This window comes from Streptomyces yongxingensis, assembly GCF_055597465.1.
In genome coordinates this window covers 6,403,518-6,419,815 of record NZ_CM145717.1, presented here as the reverse complement: position 1 = coordinate 6,419,815, position 16,298 = coordinate 6,403,518, and the positions used below count along the sequence as shown (strand labels likewise).

The window sequence follows — 16,298 nt, the reverse complement described above, 5'->3', positions numbered from 1 at the left end:
GGCTGCTCACGCAGCCGGTCGGACGAGCGCTTCGACCGCCAGCGCGGTGGCCTTCGCGATCAGGGGGTCGACGGCCTCGGCGTCCTGCTCCGGCCGCGTGGAGAGGACGGCCAGCGCGATCGGCGCCCGGTCCGGGGGCCACGCGATGCCCACGTCGTTGGTGGTGCCGTAGCGGCCGGTCCCGGTCTTGTCCCCCACGGTCCAACCGCCCGGAACACCGGCCCGGATGCGCGCGTCGCCCGTGGTGTTCGCCACCAGCCAGCCCGCCAGCCGCTTCCGGTCCCCGGCCTCCAGGGCGCGGCCCACGGCGAGCCCGGCGTAGGTCCGCCCGATGGCGCGCGGGGTGGTGGTGTCGGTCACCCGCCCCGGCTCGGCCGAGTTCAGATCCGGCTCCCAGCGGTCGAGCCGGGTGATCCCGTCCCCCAGGGAGCGGCAGAACCGGGTGACCGCGGCGGGGCCGCCGAGCCGGCGCAGCAGGAGGTTCATGGCGCCGTTGTCGCTGTAGGAGATGGCCGCGGCGCACAGCTCCTCGACGGTCAGCCCGTTCGCGATGTTCTCGGGCGTACCGGTGATCGGGATGTGCCCGGCCGTCTTGACGTCGTCCTCGGTGTAGTGGATGCGCCGGGCGAGGTACTCCCCGTCCCGGTCCAGATCCCTGAGCACGGCCCCGACCGCGAGGGTCTTGGAGACCGAACAGATCGGGAACCGCTCATCGGCCCGGTGCACCACGGCCCGCCCCGTACCGGTGTCGAGCGCGAACACCCCCAGCCGCGCCCCGTACTCCCGCTCCAGCTCCCGCATCCGCCCCGGAATGCCCGCCGCGGCCCGCGCCCCGGTCGGCACCAGTACGGCGAGCGCCGTACCGGCGCCGAAGGAGAGCAGTGCACGGCGGGATGTGCGGGCGCCTATGGTCTTCACGGCGAGGACGTCCTCTCGTTGCGCTGAACGTTGCGCTGATCGTTGCGGTGATCATTACGCAACGAGAGGACGTCCCGGGTCAGGCGATGCGTTCCAGAACGATCGGGTTCGCAGTGAATTCCGTGTCCTCGGGCGCGTAGCCGATCGCGTCGGACAGGGCCTCCAGGGCGTAGGTGAAGGCCGACGGGGTGTCGGTGTGGAGGGTGAGGAGGGGCTGGCCGGTGGTGACGTGGTCGCCTGGTTTGGCGTGGAGCTCTATGCCCGCGCCCGCCTGTACCGGGTCCTCCTTACGGGCGCGGCCCGCGCCCAGGCGCCAGGCGGCGAGGCCCACCGCGTAGGCGTCGAGGCGGGTGAGGACGCCGGTCGACTCGGCGCGGAGGACGTGCTGTTCGCGGGCCGCCGGGAGCGGGGCGTCCGGGTCGCCGCCCTGGGCGGCGATCATGCGGCGCCAGTGGTCCATCGCGGTGCCGTCGGCCAGGGCCTTGGTGGGGTCGGCGTCCTTCAGGCCCGCCGCGTCCAGCATCTCCCGGGCCAGGGCGAGGGTCAGCTCGACGACGTCGGCCGGGCCGCCGCCCGCCAGGACCTCCACGGACTCGCGGACCTCGAGCGCGTTGCCCGCCGTCAGGCCGAGCGGGGTGGACATGTCGGTGAGCAGGGCGGTCGTACGGACCCCGTGGTCATTGCCGAGGCCGACCATCGTGGTGGCCAGCTCGCGCGCGGAGTCGATGTCCTTCATGAAGGCGCCGGAGCCCACCTTGACGTCCAGGACCAGGGAGCCGGTGCCCTCGGCGATCTTCTTGGACATGATCGAGGAGGCGATGAGCGGGATCGACTCGACCGTGCCGGTGACATCGCGCAGCGCGTACAGCTTCTTGTCGGCCCGGGCCAGCCCCTCACCCGCCGCGCAGATCACCGAGCCGACGTCGCGGAGGACGGCCAGCATGTCGCCGTTGGTCAGCTGGGCGCGCCACCCGGGGATGGACTCCAGCTTGTCCAGGGTGCCGCCGGTGTGGCCCAGGCCCCGGCCGGAGAGCTGCGGTACGGCGGCTCCGCAGGCGGCCACGAGGGGGGCGAGGGGCAGGGTGATCTTGTCGCCGACGCCGCCGGTGGAGTGCTTGTCGGCGGTCGGGCGCGGCAGGGAGGAGAAGTCCATCCGCTCACCGGACGCGATCATCGCGGCGGTCCAGCGGGCGATCTCGGCCCGGTCCATGCCGTTGAGGAAGATCGCCATCGCGAGCGCGGACATCTGCTCGTCCGCCACCTCGCCGCGCGTGTAGGCGTCGATGATCCAGTCGATCTGGGCGTCGGTGAGGCGGGTGCCGTCGCGCTTGGCGCGGATGACGGAGATGGCGTCCATGGGGGCTGTACGGGGCCTTTCGTGTTCAGGGGGCGACCGGGCGGGCCGAGGCGGCGCGGGGCGTCAGCCGTGGGTCGCGGCGCGGCGCAGGTCGGCGGGGCCGAAGGCGTCCGGGAGGAGTTCGGCGAGCGGGCGGATGCCCGAGGCGGTGTCCATCTGGAGCTCCGGGCCGCCGTGCTCCCACAGGAGCTGACGGCAGCGGCCGCAGGGCATCAGCACGGTGCCCTCGCCGTCGCAGCAGGTGAAGGCGGTGAGGCGGCCGCCGCCCGAGGCGACGAGGGAGGAGATCAGACCGCATTCGGCGCACAGCGCGACGCCGTACGCGGCGTTCTCCACATTGCAGCCGCTGACCGTGCGGCCGTCGTCCACGAGCGCCGCGGCGCCCACGGGGAAGCCGGAGTAGGGGGCGTAGGCCCGGGACATGGCGTCCCGGGCCTGTACGCGCAAAGCCTCCCAGTCGGGGGCCGCGGCGGCGGTAGTGGTCATGTGCCCTGTCCCTTCCGGTAGGGCCTGTTGTTCGCCTTGGGCATCCGCAGCCGCTGTGAGGCGAGCCCCATGACCAGCAGGGTCACGATGTACGGCGTGGCGCTGACCAGGTCGTTGGGGACCGTGTCGGTCAGGGCGTACCACAGCAGCAGCGCGACGGCCGCGGCGCCGGACACCGCGCCCGCGACATAACTCTTGCGGACAATCCGCCAGGCCGCCAGCGCGGCGAGGCCGAGCGCGACGAGGAGCAGCAGGGCGTGCACGGTCGCCCCGCCGTTGCGTAGCTGGAGGGCGTCGGAGTAGCCGAAAAGACCGGCGCCCATCGCGAGCCCGCCCGGTCGCCAGTTGCCGAAGAGCATGGCGGCGAGGCCGATGTAACCGCGGCCGCCGGTCTGGCCCTCGTTGTAGATGTGCGAGCGGACCAGGGCGAGGAAGACGCCGCCGAGCCCGGCGAGCGCGCCGGAGATCACCACGGCCGCGTACTTGTAGAGGTAGACGTTGACGCCGAGGGACTCGGCCGCCGTCGGGTTCTCACCGCAGGACCGCAGCCGCAGCCCGAACGAGGTCCGCCACAGGGCGAAGAAGCTGCCCACCACCAGCAGGACGGAGACGACGGTCAGCGCCGAGATGTCGGTGACCAGGCCGCCGAGGATGCCCGCGATGTCCGAGACCAGGAACCAGTGGTGGTTCTCCAGGTCGGCGAGCCAGTCGGACAGTCCGGGGACGGTGAACGACTGGATGGGGTCGACCTGCGGGGAGTTCTTCGGGGAGCCGCCGATGTCGGCCAGCGGTTCGAACCAGCGCTTGGCCAGATAGGTGGTGGCGCCGAGGGCGAGGATGTTCATCGCCACACCGGAGATGATGTGGTCCACCCCGAAGGTGACGGTGGCCACCGCGTGCACCAGCCCGCCGAGCGCGCCGCCGAGGACGCCCGCGAGCACCCCGACCCAGGGGTTGGTCTGGTAGCCGGCCCAGGCGCCGAAGAAGGTGCCGAGGATCATCATGCCCTCGAGGCCGATGTTGACCACACCGGCCCGCTCGGACCACAGCCCGCCGAGGCCCGCGAGGCCGATGGGCACGGCCATGGAGAGCGCGGCGCCGATCTGCCCGGAGGAGGTGACGCGGTCGAAGTCCGCCTGCTGGGCGGCGTCGACGAGCGCCCGCAGCACCGACAGCGCGATCAGCGCACCGGCGACGATCAGCAGCACCTTGCCCAGGGACATCCGGGAGGCGGGCCCGTTCCCCTTGCCCGGCGTGCTCGTGCTCTTGGTGGTGGTCACCGTGGCACTCATGCCGGCACCTCCGTCTCCTGCTTGTCCGTACCCTTGTCGGCCTTGGCCTGGGCGGCGAGCTCCGCGCCCACCCTCTGCTGCTGGCGCTTGAGCCCGTAGCGGCGCACCAGTTCGTACGCGATGACGACGCACAGGACGATCACGCCCTGCATCACGCCGACGATCTCCTTGTCGTAGCCCTCGAACTCCAGGCGGTTGGCGCCGCGCTCGAGGAAGCCCCACAGCACGGCGGCCAGGCCGATGCCGACCGGGTTGTTGCGGCCGAGCAGCGCGATGGCGATACCGGTGAAGCCGATGCCGGTGGGGAAGTCGGAGGTGAACTGGTGGGTGTCGTTGAGCAGGGTCGGCATGCCGATCAGACCGGCCATCGCTCCCGAGAGCAGCATGCTGGTGAGCACCATGCGCTTGACGTTGACGCCGCTGGCCTGGGCGGCGGACTCGGAGCGGCCCACCGCGCGCAGGTCGAAGCCGAACCGGGTGCGGCCGAGCAGGAACCAGAAGCCGACGCCCGCGAGCGCCGCGACCACGATGAAGCCCCAGATGGGGTCGAGGTCGCCGCCCGCCGGGATGGTGAAGAAGTGGCTGGAGGACGGCAGCGGGTCGGTGGCCACGATGTTGGTCTGCTTGTCGAGGTCGGCCAGCCGCCCGTCCACCAGCAGATAGCTGATGACGATGCCCGAGAGGGAGTTCAGCATGATGGTGCTGATCACCTCGCTGACGCCCCGGTAGACCTTCAGCAGACCGGCGATGGACGCCCACATGGCGCCGACGAGCATGGCGACCAGCAGGATCAGCGGGATCTGCACCAGCCCGGGGAGCTTCAGCGCCCCGCCGACGACGGCGGCGAAGAAGGCGGCGAGCCGGTACTGGCCGTCGACGCCGATGTTGAAGAGGTTCATCCGGAAGCCGATGGCCACCGCGAGCCCCGCCAGGTAGTACGTGGTCGCCTTGTTGAGGATGTAGACCTGGCTGTCGGCCTTCACGCCGTAGTCGAACATGATGCCGAAGGCGTTGAACGGCTCCTTGCCGGTCGCCAGCAGCACCAGCGCGGTCACCACGAACGCGGCGGCGAGCGCCAGCACCGGGGCCGCGACCGCGAGCAGCACCCGCTCCTTGTCCAGCTTCTTCATCGGTCCTCTCCCCCGGTCGCGGCCTCGGTCCCGGTCCCGGTCGCGGCCTCGGCCTCGGTCCCGGTCGCGGCCTCGGCCTCGGTCCCGGCCTGGGCCTCGTTACCGGAGGCGGCCTCGGTCCCGTCGTCCGCCGCGCCCTCCAGATGACCGGAGGCGGCGCCGGTCATGGCCGAGCCCAGCTCCTCCGGGGTGATCGTGGCCGGGTCGGCGTCGGCGACCAGCCGGCCGCGGTACATCACCCGCAGGGTGTCGGACAGGCCGATCAGCTCGTCCAGGTCGGCCGAGATCAGCAGCACGGCCAGGCCGTCCCGGCGCGCGGCGCGGATCTGGTCCCAGATCTGCGCCTGGGCGCCCACGTCCACCCCCCGGGTGGGGTGGGCGGCGATCAGCAGCTTGGGGTGGTGGCTCATCTCCCGGCCGACGATCAGCTTCTGCTGGTTGCCGCCGGACAGCGAGGCCGCGGTGACCTCGATCCCCGGCGTACGCACGTCGTACTCGGCGACGATCCGCTCGGTGTCGCGCCGGGCGGCGGCCGGGTTGAGCAGCCCGGCCCTGCTGTTGGGCTCCTCGGTGACATGGCCGAGGATGCGGTTCTCCCACAGCGGCGCTTCCAGCAGCAGTCCGTGCCGGTGGCGGTCCTCGGGGATGTAGCCGATGCCGTCCTCGCGCCGCTTGCGGGTGGGCGCGTGGGAGATGTCGGCGCCGTCGAGGGTGATGGTGCCGGCGTCGGGGTCGCGCATGCCCATGATGGCCTCGACCAGTTCGGCCTGGCCGTTGCCCTCCACACCGGCGATGCCGAGGACTTCGCCCTTGCGGATGCGGAAGTCGATGCCGTCGAGTACGGCCCGCTCCACCCCGTCCACATCGGTGGCGGTCAGCCGCAGCGCGTCCACGACGAGCATGTCGGTGTCGGTGACGGTGGATTCGCGGGTCTCGGGCGAGGGCAGCTCGCTGCCGACCATCAGCTCGGCAAGCTGCCGGGGGTTGGTCTCGGACGGTACGACGGAGGCGACCGTGGTGCCGCGCCGGATGACGGTGATGTCATCGGCCACGGACAGCACCTCGCCCAGCTTGTGCGAGATGAAGAGCACCGTCAGGCCCTCGGACTTGAGCTCGCGGAGGTTGTCGAAGAGCGCGTCGACCTCCTGCGGGACGAGCACGGCGGTCGGCTCGTCGAGGATCAGCGTCCGGGCGCCCCGGTAGAGGACCTTGAGGATCTCCACGCGCTGACGGTCCGCCACGCCCAGGTCCTCGACGAGGACATCGGGGCGGACGCCCAGCCCGTAGGCGTCGGAGATCTCCTTGATCCGGGCGCGCGCCTTACCGGCGATGCCGTGCAGCTTCTCGGCGCCGAGGACCACGTTCTCCAGCACGGTGAAGTTGTCGGCGAGCATGAAGTGCTGGTGCACCATGCCCACGCCGCGGGATATGGCGTCCGCCGGGGAGTGCAGTTCCACCGTCTCGCCGTCGATCGCGATGGTGCCCTCGTCCGGACGCTGCATCCCGTAGAGGATCTTCATCAGGGTCGACTTGCCCGCGCCGTTCTCGCCCACGAGGGCGTGCACGGTGCCGCGGCGCACGGTGATGTCGATGTCGTGGTTGGCGACGACTCCGGGGAACCGCTTGGTGATTCCGTGGAGTTCTACGGCGACGTCGGTGACGGCACCGGCGGGAGCGCCCTTGGGTGGGCTGGCGGCTTTGATGGCGCACTCCTGAGGGGCGGAGGGGGGTGGGGCTGGCCGGGGGCCGGACCGGCCGGGGTGTGCCACGGACCCGGGCGGCCCCTGGGCGGGTGCCCGGGGGTCTCGTCGCGGGTCCGTGGCACTGGGGTTCAGTCCTTGTAGGTGTCCTGGACCTTGATCTGACCGTCGATGATCTTCTTCTTGGCCGCCTCGATCTTCGGCTTGATGTCGTTGATGAAGCCGCCGGAGTAGGAGAGGGAGACGCCGCCGCGCTTGAGGTCGTAACTCTGGACGCCGCTCTCGGGCTTCTTGTCCTTCACGACGCTCTTGATGAAGTCGTAGACCGAGCCGTCCACGGTCTTGACCATGGAGGTCAGGATCGAGTTCTTGTACTGGGCCAGGCCCTTGTCGTAGTACTGGTCGCCGTCGACGCCGATCGACCAGGTGCCCTTCTTCCCGGCGGTCGCCTCGATGGCGCCCGCGCCGGAGCCGCCGGCCGCGGAGAAGATCACGTCGACCTTGTTGGAGAGCATGCCCTCGGCGATGTCCTTGCCGCGGTCCGGCATGCCGAAGCCCTTGGGCGAGCCGACCTGCACCCACTGGACGTCGAGGGACGCCTTGGGGTTGGTGTCCTTCAGGCCCTGCTGGAAGCCGCCCGCGAACTTCTTGATCAGCGCGCTGTCGGTGCCGCCGATGAAGCCGACCTTGTTGGACTTGGTCTTCAGCCCCGCCGCGACGCCGGCGAGGTAGGAGCCCTCGTGCTCGGCCGAGACCAGGCTGGCCACGTTCTTGGCGTCGACGACCGAGTCGACGATGGCGAAGTCGGTGTCCTTGTACTTCTTGGCGGCCTTGGTGAGCGAGGGGGTCCACGCGTAGCCGACGCCGATGACGGGGTTGTAGCCCGCCTCGGCGAGGCTCGCCAGCTTGTCGTAGCGGTCGGCGTCCGTGTCGCCGTCCTTCGCCGTCAGCTCCTTGCCCTTGACGTCGAAGTCCTTCAGGGCCTTGTCATAGCCCTTGGCGGCGGAGTCGTTGAAGGAGTGGTCGCCGCGGCCGCCCACGTCGTAGGCCAGGCCGACACCTGCGTCCTTGCTTCCCTCTTCGGAACTGCTGCCACACGCGGTGACGGAGAATGCGAGAGCCGCGGCGGCAATGCCCGCGACAGCTATCGTGGATACCCGGCGCACGAGGGTCCCCTCTGAATGACTCGGAGCGCCCCTTTGCGGCGCTGGCTCCGCCGCATCGTAACGCGCGTAGATGCCAGATAAAGGCCCCCTTGGAAGCCGTTATCGGATCGTCGCGAACCTCTCGTGTCCGCCAGGTCTACACAACGTTTCGGGCGGGCAAAACGGCCGCGGTTGCGCCCGGTACGTCCCAGTATGGTCCCCCGGACGAGGCTCCGGGTTCGAGGGGGCCGGGTCGCCCGGCCCCCCCTCCCACACCACCGGACGTGCGGGCCCCGTCTGTCAGCCGAGGGGCGTGTCAGGTGAGCGGAGCCAGAGCCGCTGTCCGCCGGGGGACACGGTCAACCCGAAGTCGCCGGAGTCGGGGCTACCGTCGTTCACGTACGCGTCGTGTACGACGGTGGCCTCCTCCCACAACTGGCGTGGGCCGTAACTCCACACCTCCTCCTGGGTGACCGTGGCCGCCGCCCCCATCCGATCGTGGAGCCACATCTGGTATCTGCCGTCGGGCGCCCCGTCGGCCATGACCACGCCCGGCAGTTTCGCGCCCGCGTAGAGCGCGAAACCGAGGCCGGACATGGTGCCGACGGGAAACGCGCCGGTGCTGCCCGCGCCGCCCTGTTCCGCAGTCCACCGGGAGGTCCGGGCGAGGGCGCTCCGAGCGCATCGGCATGAACCGGGCACCGCCGACGAACCGGCCGGAGGCGACCCCATCGCCGCCTACGTCGAGCCGTACCAGCGCCCCGGACCAGAGCGCTGCCCGTCGGCGACCTCGAGCGCGGTGAGCATGCGCGCCACCATCGTGGGCATGGAGTTGGACGAGGTCGCGATTCCCGGGCCGTCACTCCGCCCGTCGTCCACCTGCGTCACGATCGGCACATCCCGGTGGACCAGGTCCCACCAGGCCGCGTCCGTCGTCACGGGAACGCAGGTGGCCCGCTGCTCCCAGATCTCGCCGGGGATGAAGTGGTGGCGCGGGACGGCGGCGAAGGCCGAGCGCCATGCGTGCGGCAGTTCACCGGTCGCGGCCAGGGCTCCCAGCAGCGCCGCGTGACGTGGTCGCCAGTCCTCGGGCACGGACCCTCACCTCTCTCGCGGGGGCGGTGTGCCGTCCGGCGGGGGCGGCGGCGGGGGCGTCCACGGCTTGATCGGGGCGGGATCGCCCTTGTGCTTGTTCTCGATAGTCACAGTTCCACCTCCTGGATACGGGCGACCTGGCATCGGTGCCTCATTCACCCGCCTCACATCGGGCCTGCCGCGCAGCCTCCTCGTAGGCGCGCAGCAGCCGCTCCCCGGTCTCACACCCGGCGCCGGGCGTCCGGCAGGCCAGGCAGCCCGCGGCGTGCTCGATGGCGGCGCGCCACGCCTCATCGGCGAACGGATCCTTGGTCTGCTCGGCGGTCTGCTCGGCGGCTGTCATCGGGTCCTGCCCCGCACGGCCTGGGCGACGGCGGCGCGCGGGTAGTCCCGAGCGTGAGAGGGGCAGGCGTAGATGGTCGCGCTGGCGACGCTGCCGCTGTGTTCGATGGCGATGATGACCGGCTCGTCGGTGGGCAGTTGGCAGCGACAGCAGGTCTGGCGGCCCTGCGGGACCGGGCCCAGCTCGGCCCGGTCGGCCTCGGCCAGCGCTCCCCACAGCTTGACGGCGTCGGTGAGGTAGTGGTCGGCCGAGAGCGGCACGCGCCAGTGAGTGCCGGGGCCCTCCGTCCTGGAGATGGGCGGCACGCCGAGGTAGGTGCGCTCACCCGTCAGCTCGGTGAGGACGCGGACTTGCCGCAGATTCCAGCTCGTGGCGGAGTCCACGGCGACGAGCCAGTAGAGGGGGCCATGCTTGTCCTGGATGACGGCGCCGGTCGCGTCGCCGAGCAGTTCGAGGGCGCGTTCCCCGACGGTCGGGGCGGCTCTGACGGCATCCCACCCTGTGCCCACCGGTAACGCCTCGACGTTGTTGGTGTTCGGCGGTGTCCACGGCAGGCGTCTGGTCGTCATGGTCGGCTCCGCGCACGGTCTGTGTACTGACCGTCACATGGTGTCGACCTGACAGGACGTCGAGTTGCACTGAACTGTGCAACTCGACAGCAACTGCCCGTGCTACAGGCCGATCCAGTTCGCGAATTCGGCAAGCTCGCCGCTGCGCGACCGCTCACACGACCGCAGGGCGACGACCGCCTCGCGGGTGGTGGGGTGGTACCGCGTCTGCTGCGGCGCTGTCCGGCGTGCCCTCTGCAGGCAGCTGAGTGCCTGCGCCGAATCCCCGGTCCAAACGTTGGCCCTGCTCAGGTCCAGCCAGTGATGCCCCGCCCGGGACCGGTCCCAGCGCTTGGGGAACCGCACGTCGTCCGCCAGTTGGACAGCCTGGTCGTACTCCTCCAGGTCGCAGGCGATCGCTACGGCGTGGACGCCGACATTCGTCGGCCCCCACCCCACGCCGTAGGCGGCGGTCTCGCCGGTTCGTTCCGCCAGTTCGCGGGCCTCGGCTACGCGGGCCTCCACTTGGTGGGGGTCCTTCATCCGGCCTGCGATCACGGCTGCCCGCAGCTGAAGGACACCAGCCATCGCGGCGAGACCGTCCGTACTCCGCGCATCCTGCCCTTCCAGATCCCGGAGCGTGCCGTCCACGATGCGCATGCCCAGGTCGTACCGGCTGGAGGAGAGAGTGGTCTGGGCACGCAGGTAGCCGTACATGGCGGCAAGGCCCGGTTCGTCGGCGCGAGGTGCCGCCCAGTCCAGGCGTTGCAGGGCGACGGTGGCCAGGTCCACGTATCCGAAGGACCAGGCCAGCGTGAAGACGCACCGGAACGCCCATGCCAGACATTCGTGTGCCTGCCGCCGTTCCTCACCGCTGGTGGTGTGTATGGCTTGCACGCATTCGTCGATGAGCGCCGGGAGGTCGACGGCCATCGGCAGATACTCCGCTTGCCGCCGCTGTACCAGGACCCTCTCCATGTCGGCACGGATGAGCGCCACCGGGCGGGTCGGCACCTGCCAATCGAGGGGGATGTCCCAGTTCTCCATGCTGATGCGGATGGGCTGTATCACCTCGTCGAGCCGCTCGCGCCGAAGCTCCTGGGTATAGGGCTGGCCGAGTAGATCCGAGGTGGTCACGCTGAGCGCGCGAGCGCAGGCCGCGACGAGTGATGGCGAGGCGGGCCGCTGCCCGCACTCGACCTTGGACAGCAGGGACTTCGAGACGTTGGCGCGCATGGCCAGACCTTGCTGGGTCAGGTCGCGTTCGCGGCGGATACGAGCGATGCGTGCGCCGGTGTGTTCTTCAATGCTCTGTGGCATGCCGAACTCCGTTCTGACCTCGACACTCAGAACGGTACCCGCGGTCGGCTCCCCGGTACGGGTGGTCGGTCCCCCGTTTGGCGGATTCGAGGGCCCGCCGCGCCCGGAGTCAGTGCAGGGCTTCGATGGCCTTCAGGATCAACGCCCGCGCCTCGGCCCCGTACACGGCCATGCCGCGCAATTGCTCGAACGCCTTCACGTAGATAGCGATCTCCGACGGCTGGGTGACATTCACCTCGGCGGAGAGCAACTCGACGGACACCAGCGTGTCGTCGTGCACGTCGAATGTCTCCTGAGGCCATAGAACCCGCTCGCGCGTCCCAGCCGGGATGATGCCGAACGACACTTGCGGCAAGGCCCCCGCAGTCAGCAAGTAGCCCAGTTGGGCAGCCATCGCGTCCGCGTTGCCGAGCTGGTAATACAGCACGGCCTCCTCAATGAGGAACACGTAACGGTGCCCCGGCTCGTGGATGACCTGCGACCGCTCCAGACGCGCCGCCGCAGCCTCCGCCCCGTCGTCGGGGACCTCGAGGAACCGGGCATTCATCGACAGCAGCGCTCTCGCGTAGCCGTCCGTCTGCAACAGGCCGGGGACCAGGACCGGCGAATAGACGCGCAGCAGTTCCGTGGACCGGTACAGCTCGGTGTAGCTGTCCTGGAGCTTGGCCAGACCGGTGCGCACGCGGCGCCGCCACTCCCGGTACAGGGACTGGGCGTGCTGCGAGGCCGCGATCAGGTCCGCAGCCTGGTCGAGAGCACCGGCTGCGCGGCACCACAGGCGAATGTCCGTCGGTGAGGGCGGAGTGCGAGCGTTCTCGATCCGGGAGGTCTTGGCATGGTGCCAGCCGCACCTGGAGGCCAGCTCAGTGACCGTCAACCCGGCATTTCTCCTCAGGTCGCGCAGCTGGCGCGCCACGTTCTCGCGGGCTACTTGGGCTGAGGACGACGGTGAGATGGTCATGAGCTGGCCGTGGCGCTTCCTGTCAGCGGATCTCGTACTGGTCGTGAGGAATCGCGCGGTCCCACACCGCGTCAAACGCGTCCGAGCACTGTTTGACGATGACCGGCTCGGTCCGCAACTCCATGTCAGGGTCAGCCCAGTTGCCATCTCCCGTGAAGTGGTTGAACAGCACCCGCGTTCCGTCGAAGAGCCACAGGTCTGCGCCCGGAAGCATCAGGTCGACGGCCCGGCGGCGGGGAAGCCACCGCACCTGCTCGCCTGCGGCGACGTTCACGACGGTCCCGGCATGCTCGTAGCGGATGTAGTCGGTGACCGGCTCGGACACGATGCGTGCTCGGCGCACCACGACGCCGCGAGCGACCGCGCGGGAGATCATGTCGGTCCACGGCGCCCAGTACTCGGAGGCAGGGTCGACGTCCCGACGCCCAGTGGCCAGCCAGGTGTTGAAGTCGTCGGCTTCATCGCCGACGGCGTACTGGTCGCGCATCTCGAGGTGCACTGCTGAATGCTGTGCGGCCTGGAACAGTTCGTCAAAGCTGAGCGTGTTCTGCGACATCGCATGCCTCCCTCAGCACCGGGATCAGGCGAGCCGGGATACGGATGACCGTTTCGTGCTCGGGAATGCCAGGCGCGTGCCCCGGCGCCGGCGTCTGGACGCACTGGGTGCGGGTGGCGTCATCGGCGGTGTAGCTCTGGATCACGATGTCCGCAGTCTCCTGGTCCACCCAGGCTGTGGGTGATCCGTTCTTGCCGGTGTCGGGATCGATCCCGATGAACTGTAAGGGCATGGCCGTCTCCCGTGCCGTTCGTCGTGCGCTGATGTGCACCAAACTCGTCCGGCGATAGGGTTTCGTCAAGGGAGAAAATAAGCCTTGTAGCACGATGGAAGTCTGCGCGCACATCCGTGCACATTGCTGGCTGTGCCGCACAGCTCACTCCTGGCATCGGCGGGCACGACGAAAACCCGGCGAGGCGGCGGAGTCTCCCGGGGCGCGGCCAACGCCACAAGGAGCGCCAGCATGGCCACTTCACCCACCCGTCCGCCGACCAGCGAAGAGCGGCACCAATGCCCCCCCGACATCCAGACGATGCGCGCCACCACGCGCCGTCTGCTCGCCGAGGACGCCGAACTCCCCTCCACGGAGGAGATGGAGACGCTCACCCTCCGGCTGCGCGAGCACATCATGACCGCCGTCCCCGCAGTCGAGCAGATGGCCCACAGCCTTCCCGAGGACAACACCCGGCGCGCCTGCGCACGCGCCTGCATCGGCGAGGCCCGCATGCGGATGCGCGTGGAATCCGGCGCCACACCGTCCACCCGGATCGCACACGCCCAGCAACTCGCCCGCTCCGTCAACGCCACGTGTGACCACTACGAGAACCTCGGCGGGAGCTGACATGCCATCCCGCGTCGAGTGGCTGTGGCGCGGCGAGGGCAGCAGCTACGGCCACACGCGGAAGGTCATCGACCACCACGACGAGAACAGCGCCACCCCGTGCGAGGCGGACCCCCAGCTCCGTGAAGAGTGGCGCGCCACCCGCATGGGCCCGATGCTCGCTGCGGTCCCCGCGCTGCTGGCGCTCGCGGTCTGCCTCTGCTTCGCGGGCGATCCGGCCATATAGACCGGGTGGGGCGCTGGTGTTCCGGCCCCCGGTACCGGACGACGGTGCCAGCGGCCCGCCCTCCCAGACCCCTGCCGGTTGGCACGGGCCGACGACGGTCCATCGGCAAGGCAGGGACGAAGGGACTCCGGTACCGGCCTGGACCGCCGGGCCGGAGTCCCGTCCGGCAAGGCTCGTCCCGCCTCCCGCTTGCAGGCCAGTGGCCGGGACGAGCACCGCGCCATCGCGCGGGGACACCCCTGCGCGAGTGAACTCAGGAGGCCCCATGCGATTACAGCACGCCGTCATCCGCCATGACCCGGAGGACGGCGACACCATGCCGGACACGGACGCCCCCTCCCCGGGTGGCCAGACGCCCGGCGACTCCGACGACGGACGCCAGTACGCGAGGTAGCCCGCGTCCGGCGGCACAGGCAAACGGCGGCCCGCCCGAAAGCGCGGGCCGCTCCCACCACCAGGAAGTACCCTGAATGACCGCATCGCCCCCGCCCATGCCCAACCACTGGCACTGCTACCGCTGGACCGGAGAGCGCCGCACGTACGACGACGAGTCCGCCCGGCGGCCACCGCACCTCGTCGTAGAGGACATCCCGCCCCAGGAGTGGAAGCGGATCGCGGCGGCCAGCCCCGCCTTCATGGCAAGCGACGTGCCCCCGCTGGAGGTACCGCACTGGCTGCTCCGCCCGGCCAGAATGATCAAGGCCACCTTCGAGGCGCCCGACAAAGCCTCCGCCTGGTATAGAGACCAGGTCAGCGAGTTGAGCCCGTCATTCCTCACGGACCACGACAAGGACTCGGCCCGGCAGGCAGAGTGGTTCGCGGCAGCGGATGACCGGCTCAGATGGGGAGGCGATGTCGTCGGTGGCTGGTACATCCGCGGCACCGGATTCGCCTCGGTCCAGGTCATCGCGTGCAGCGCGAACCGCATCCGCCCGACGATGCCGTGCCCGTTGCCGAGGTTGATGCACGCGAACCCGTAGAACGACCGGTTGCCGTCGATCCCGGTGAGGTTTCCTCGGGGCGATGCCGACGGCCGGGCGGCATACGCCACCCGGCCGTCCGCGTCGGTTCCGGCGACCGCCCGCCAGGGCTTACGCGTTCCGGTCCAGCAGCACGGCGGCCGTGAACAGCTCCACGCCCACCGCGATCGCGCCCTCGTCCACGTCGAAGTCGCCCGCGTGGAGGTCGCGCCGGGTGGTGTCGCCGGCCTTGCGGACGCCGAGGCGGGCCATCGCGCCGGGCACCCGCTCCAGGTACCAGGAGAAGTCCTCGCCGCCCAGGGACTGCTCGGTGCCCTCGACCGCGTCCGCGCCCCGGCGGGCGATCATCGCGTCCCGCAGCAGTTCGGCGGAGCTCGCCTCGTTGACCACCGGCGGGACCCCGCGGATGTAGTTGATCTCCGACTTGGCGCGGTGCAGGGTGGCGATCTCGTCCACCGCGGCATGGACCAGGTCCGGGGCCTCCCGCCAGGCGGGCAGGTCCAGGCAGCGGACCGTGGCTGACAGCTCGGCGTGCTGCGGGATCACATTGCAGGCGTGGCCCGACTCCACCCGGCCCCAGGTGACCGCCAGACCCGAGCGGGCGTCCACCCGGCGGGCCAGCAGCGCGGGCACCTCGGTGATCACCTTGGCGACGGCGGTCACCAGGTCGGTGGTCAGATGGGGGCGCGCGGTGTGGCCGCCCGGCCCGTCCAGCGAGACCTCCAGCCGGTCGCAGGCCGAGGTGATCGGCCCCACGCGCAGCCCGATCCGGCCGACCTCGACCTTCGGGTCGCAGTGCAGCGCCAGGATCCGGCCCACACCGTCCAGCACGCCCGCCTCGATCGCGTCGGCCGCGCCGCCGGGCAGCACCTCCTCGGCGGGCTGGAACAGCAGCCGCACCGGGCGCGCCAGCCGCCCCTCGCGGGCCAGCTCGGCCAGGACCAGACCGGCGCCGAGCACCACGGTGGTGTGCACATCGTGGCCGCAGGCGTGGGCGCGGTCGGCGACGGTCGAGCGGTAGTCCACCGTCTTGGTGTCGGGGATGGGCAGCCCGTCGATGTCCGCGCGCAGCGCCAGCAGGGGCGCTACGCCGTCGCGCGGGCCGATGTCACAGATGAGACCGGTGCCGGAGGGCAGCACCCGCGGCTCGAGTCCCGCCTGCTCCAGCCGCGCCTTGATCGCGGCGGTGGTGCGGAACTCGCAGTTGCCGAGCTCGGGGTGCATGTGCAAGTCGCGCCGGAAGGCGATGAGTTCGGCACCCAGCTCCTCGGGGAGCGTGCCGGGCAGCGCGGGCGCGGTGGTGGGTGTGACATCGGTCGCATCGAGGGACATCAATTGCTTCACCTGAAGAAGCGTAGAACGCCAGGTGGGTCCACCGAATGTCGATCAACAAAAATTCA

20 protein-coding genes are annotated in these 16,298 nt (G+C 70.5%); 4 read left to right on the top strand and 16 right to left on the bottom strand.

The genetic code is table 11. The annotated features are described in order from the left end of the window. Window positions 1-6: 6 nt before the first annotated feature. From bla to ACZ6TD_RS27680, 15 genes are all read right to left on the bottom strand, one after another. On the bottom strand, window positions 7-918 hold the full coding sequence (gene bla, locus ACZ6TD_RS27750; protein ID WP_471342495.1) for a class A beta-lactamase: 912 nt from the start codon (window positions 916-918) through the stop codon (window positions 7-9). A gap of 79 nt (window positions 919-997) precedes the next feature. Then, entirely contained in the window at window positions 998-2,275 is a 1,278-nt protein-coding gene (locus tag ACZ6TD_RS27745) for a thymidine phosphorylase (RefSeq protein ID WP_471342494.1), read from the bottom strand. A gap of 63 nt (window positions 2,276-2,338) precedes the next feature. After that, complete coding sequence (locus ACZ6TD_RS27740) at window positions 2,339-2,761, bottom strand: cytidine deaminase (protein WP_471342491.1); 423 nt, start codon at window positions 2,759-2,761, stop codon at window positions 2,339-2,341. Further along, window positions 2,758-4,053 (bottom strand): ABC transporter permease, encoded by a 1,296-nt coding sequence (locus tag ACZ6TD_RS27735; protein ID WP_471342488.1) that lies wholly within the window; start codon window positions 4,051-4,053, stop codon window positions 2,758-2,760. Before ACZ6TD_RS27735 ends, ACZ6TD_RS27740 begins: the two co-directional genes overlap by 4 nt. Continuing rightward, window positions 4,050-5,183, bottom strand: coding sequence for an ABC transporter permease (locus tag ACZ6TD_RS27730; RefSeq protein WP_470003599.1), 1,134 nt, complete (start codon window positions 5,181-5,183; stop codon window positions 4,050-4,052). The genes ACZ6TD_RS27735 and ACZ6TD_RS27730 overlap by 4 nt, the downstream gene beginning before the upstream one ends. Beyond that, entirely contained in the window at window positions 5,180-6,952 is a 1,773-nt protein-coding gene (locus ACZ6TD_RS27725; RefSeq protein ID WP_471342485.1) for an ABC transporter ATP-binding protein, read from the bottom strand. The genes ACZ6TD_RS27730 and ACZ6TD_RS27725 overlap by 4 nt, the downstream gene beginning before the upstream one ends. Window positions 6,953-7,014: 62 nt before the next feature. After that, entirely contained in the window at window positions 7,015-8,049 is a 1,035-nt protein-coding gene (locus ACZ6TD_RS27720; protein WP_471342483.1) for a BMP family lipoprotein, read from the bottom strand. Window positions 8,050-8,328: 279 nt separating this feature from the next. Then, on the bottom strand, window positions 8,329-8,625 hold the full coding sequence (locus tag ACZ6TD_RS27715) for a hypothetical protein (protein WP_471342481.1): 297 nt from the start codon (window positions 8,623-8,625) through the stop codon (window positions 8,329-8,331). 141 nt (window positions 8,626-8,766) lie between these two features. Continuing rightward, a complete protein-coding gene (locus ACZ6TD_RS27710; protein WP_471342478.1) occupies window positions 8,767-9,123 on the bottom strand; it encodes a hypothetical protein in 357 nt (118 codons plus the stop codon). Window positions 9,124-9,274: 151 nt separating this feature from the next. Beyond that, a complete protein-coding gene (locus ACZ6TD_RS27705; protein ID WP_471342475.1) occupies window positions 9,275-9,466 on the bottom strand; it encodes a hypothetical protein in 192 nt (63 codons plus the stop codon). Continuing rightward, window positions 9,463-10,035: a hypothetical protein gene (locus tag ACZ6TD_RS27700; RefSeq protein WP_471342473.1), complete on the bottom strand. Its 573-nt coding sequence runs from the start codon at window positions 10,033-10,035 to the stop codon at window positions 9,463-9,465. Before ACZ6TD_RS27700 ends, ACZ6TD_RS27705 begins: the two co-directional genes overlap by 4 nt. Window positions 10,036-10,137: 102 nt before the next feature. After that, window positions 10,138-11,334, bottom strand: coding sequence for a helix-turn-helix domain-containing protein (locus ACZ6TD_RS27695; RefSeq protein ID WP_471342471.1), 1,197 nt, complete (start codon window positions 11,332-11,334; stop codon window positions 10,138-10,140). A gap of 109 nt (window positions 11,335-11,443) precedes the next feature. Then, window positions 11,444-12,295 (bottom strand): helix-turn-helix domain-containing protein, encoded by an 852-nt coding sequence (locus ACZ6TD_RS27690; RefSeq protein WP_471342469.1) that lies wholly within the window; start codon window positions 12,293-12,295, stop codon window positions 11,444-11,446. 22 nt (window positions 12,296-12,317) lie between these two features. Continuing rightward, window positions 12,318-12,851: a DUF6879 family protein gene (locus tag ACZ6TD_RS27685; RefSeq protein ID WP_471342468.1), complete on the bottom strand. Its 534-nt coding sequence runs from the start codon at window positions 12,849-12,851 to the stop codon at window positions 12,318-12,320. Further along, a complete protein-coding gene (locus ACZ6TD_RS27680) occupies window positions 12,826-13,083 on the bottom strand; it encodes a hypothetical protein (RefSeq protein ID WP_471342467.1) in 258 nt (85 codons plus the stop codon). The genes ACZ6TD_RS27685 and ACZ6TD_RS27680 overlap by 26 nt, the downstream gene beginning before the upstream one ends. A gap of 231 nt (window positions 13,084-13,314) precedes the next feature. On the opposite strand from ACZ6TD_RS27680, the gene ACZ6TD_RS27675 reads away from it, so the two are divergent. The 4 genes from ACZ6TD_RS27675 to ACZ6TD_RS27660 all read left to right on the top strand — a co-directional run bounded on the left by ACZ6TD_RS27675 (window position 13,315) and on the right by ACZ6TD_RS27660 (window position 14,898). Continuing rightward, a complete protein-coding gene (locus ACZ6TD_RS27675; RefSeq protein ID WP_471342465.1) occupies window positions 13,315-13,692 on the top strand; it encodes a DUF6415 family natural product biosynthesis protein in 378 nt (125 codons plus the stop codon). 1 nt (window position 13,693) lies between these two features. After that, a complete protein-coding gene (locus ACZ6TD_RS27670; RefSeq protein ID WP_471342463.1) occupies window positions 13,694-13,918 on the top strand; it encodes a hypothetical protein in 225 nt (74 codons plus the stop codon). 265 nt (window positions 13,919-14,183) lie between these two features. After that, a complete protein-coding gene (locus ACZ6TD_RS27665) occupies window positions 14,184-14,312 on the top strand; it encodes a hypothetical protein (protein WP_471342461.1) in 129 nt (42 codons plus the stop codon). A 76-nt stretch (window positions 14,313-14,388) separates the two neighbouring features. Further along, the gene (locus tag ACZ6TD_RS27660) at window positions 14,389-14,898 is read left to right on the top strand and encodes a hypothetical protein (RefSeq protein ID WP_471342459.1); all 510 of its coding nucleotides are present in this window, start codon (window positions 14,389-14,391) and stop codon (window positions 14,896-14,898) included. A 111-nt stretch (window positions 14,899-15,009) separates the two neighbouring features. Here ACZ6TD_RS27660 and ACZ6TD_RS27655 read toward each other — a convergent pair whose 3' ends face one another. Next, window positions 15,010-16,230, bottom strand: coding sequence for an amidohydrolase (locus tag ACZ6TD_RS27655; protein WP_471358084.1), 1,221 nt, complete (start codon window positions 16,228-16,230; stop codon window positions 15,010-15,012). Window positions 16,231-16,298 lie beyond the last annotated feature (68 nt).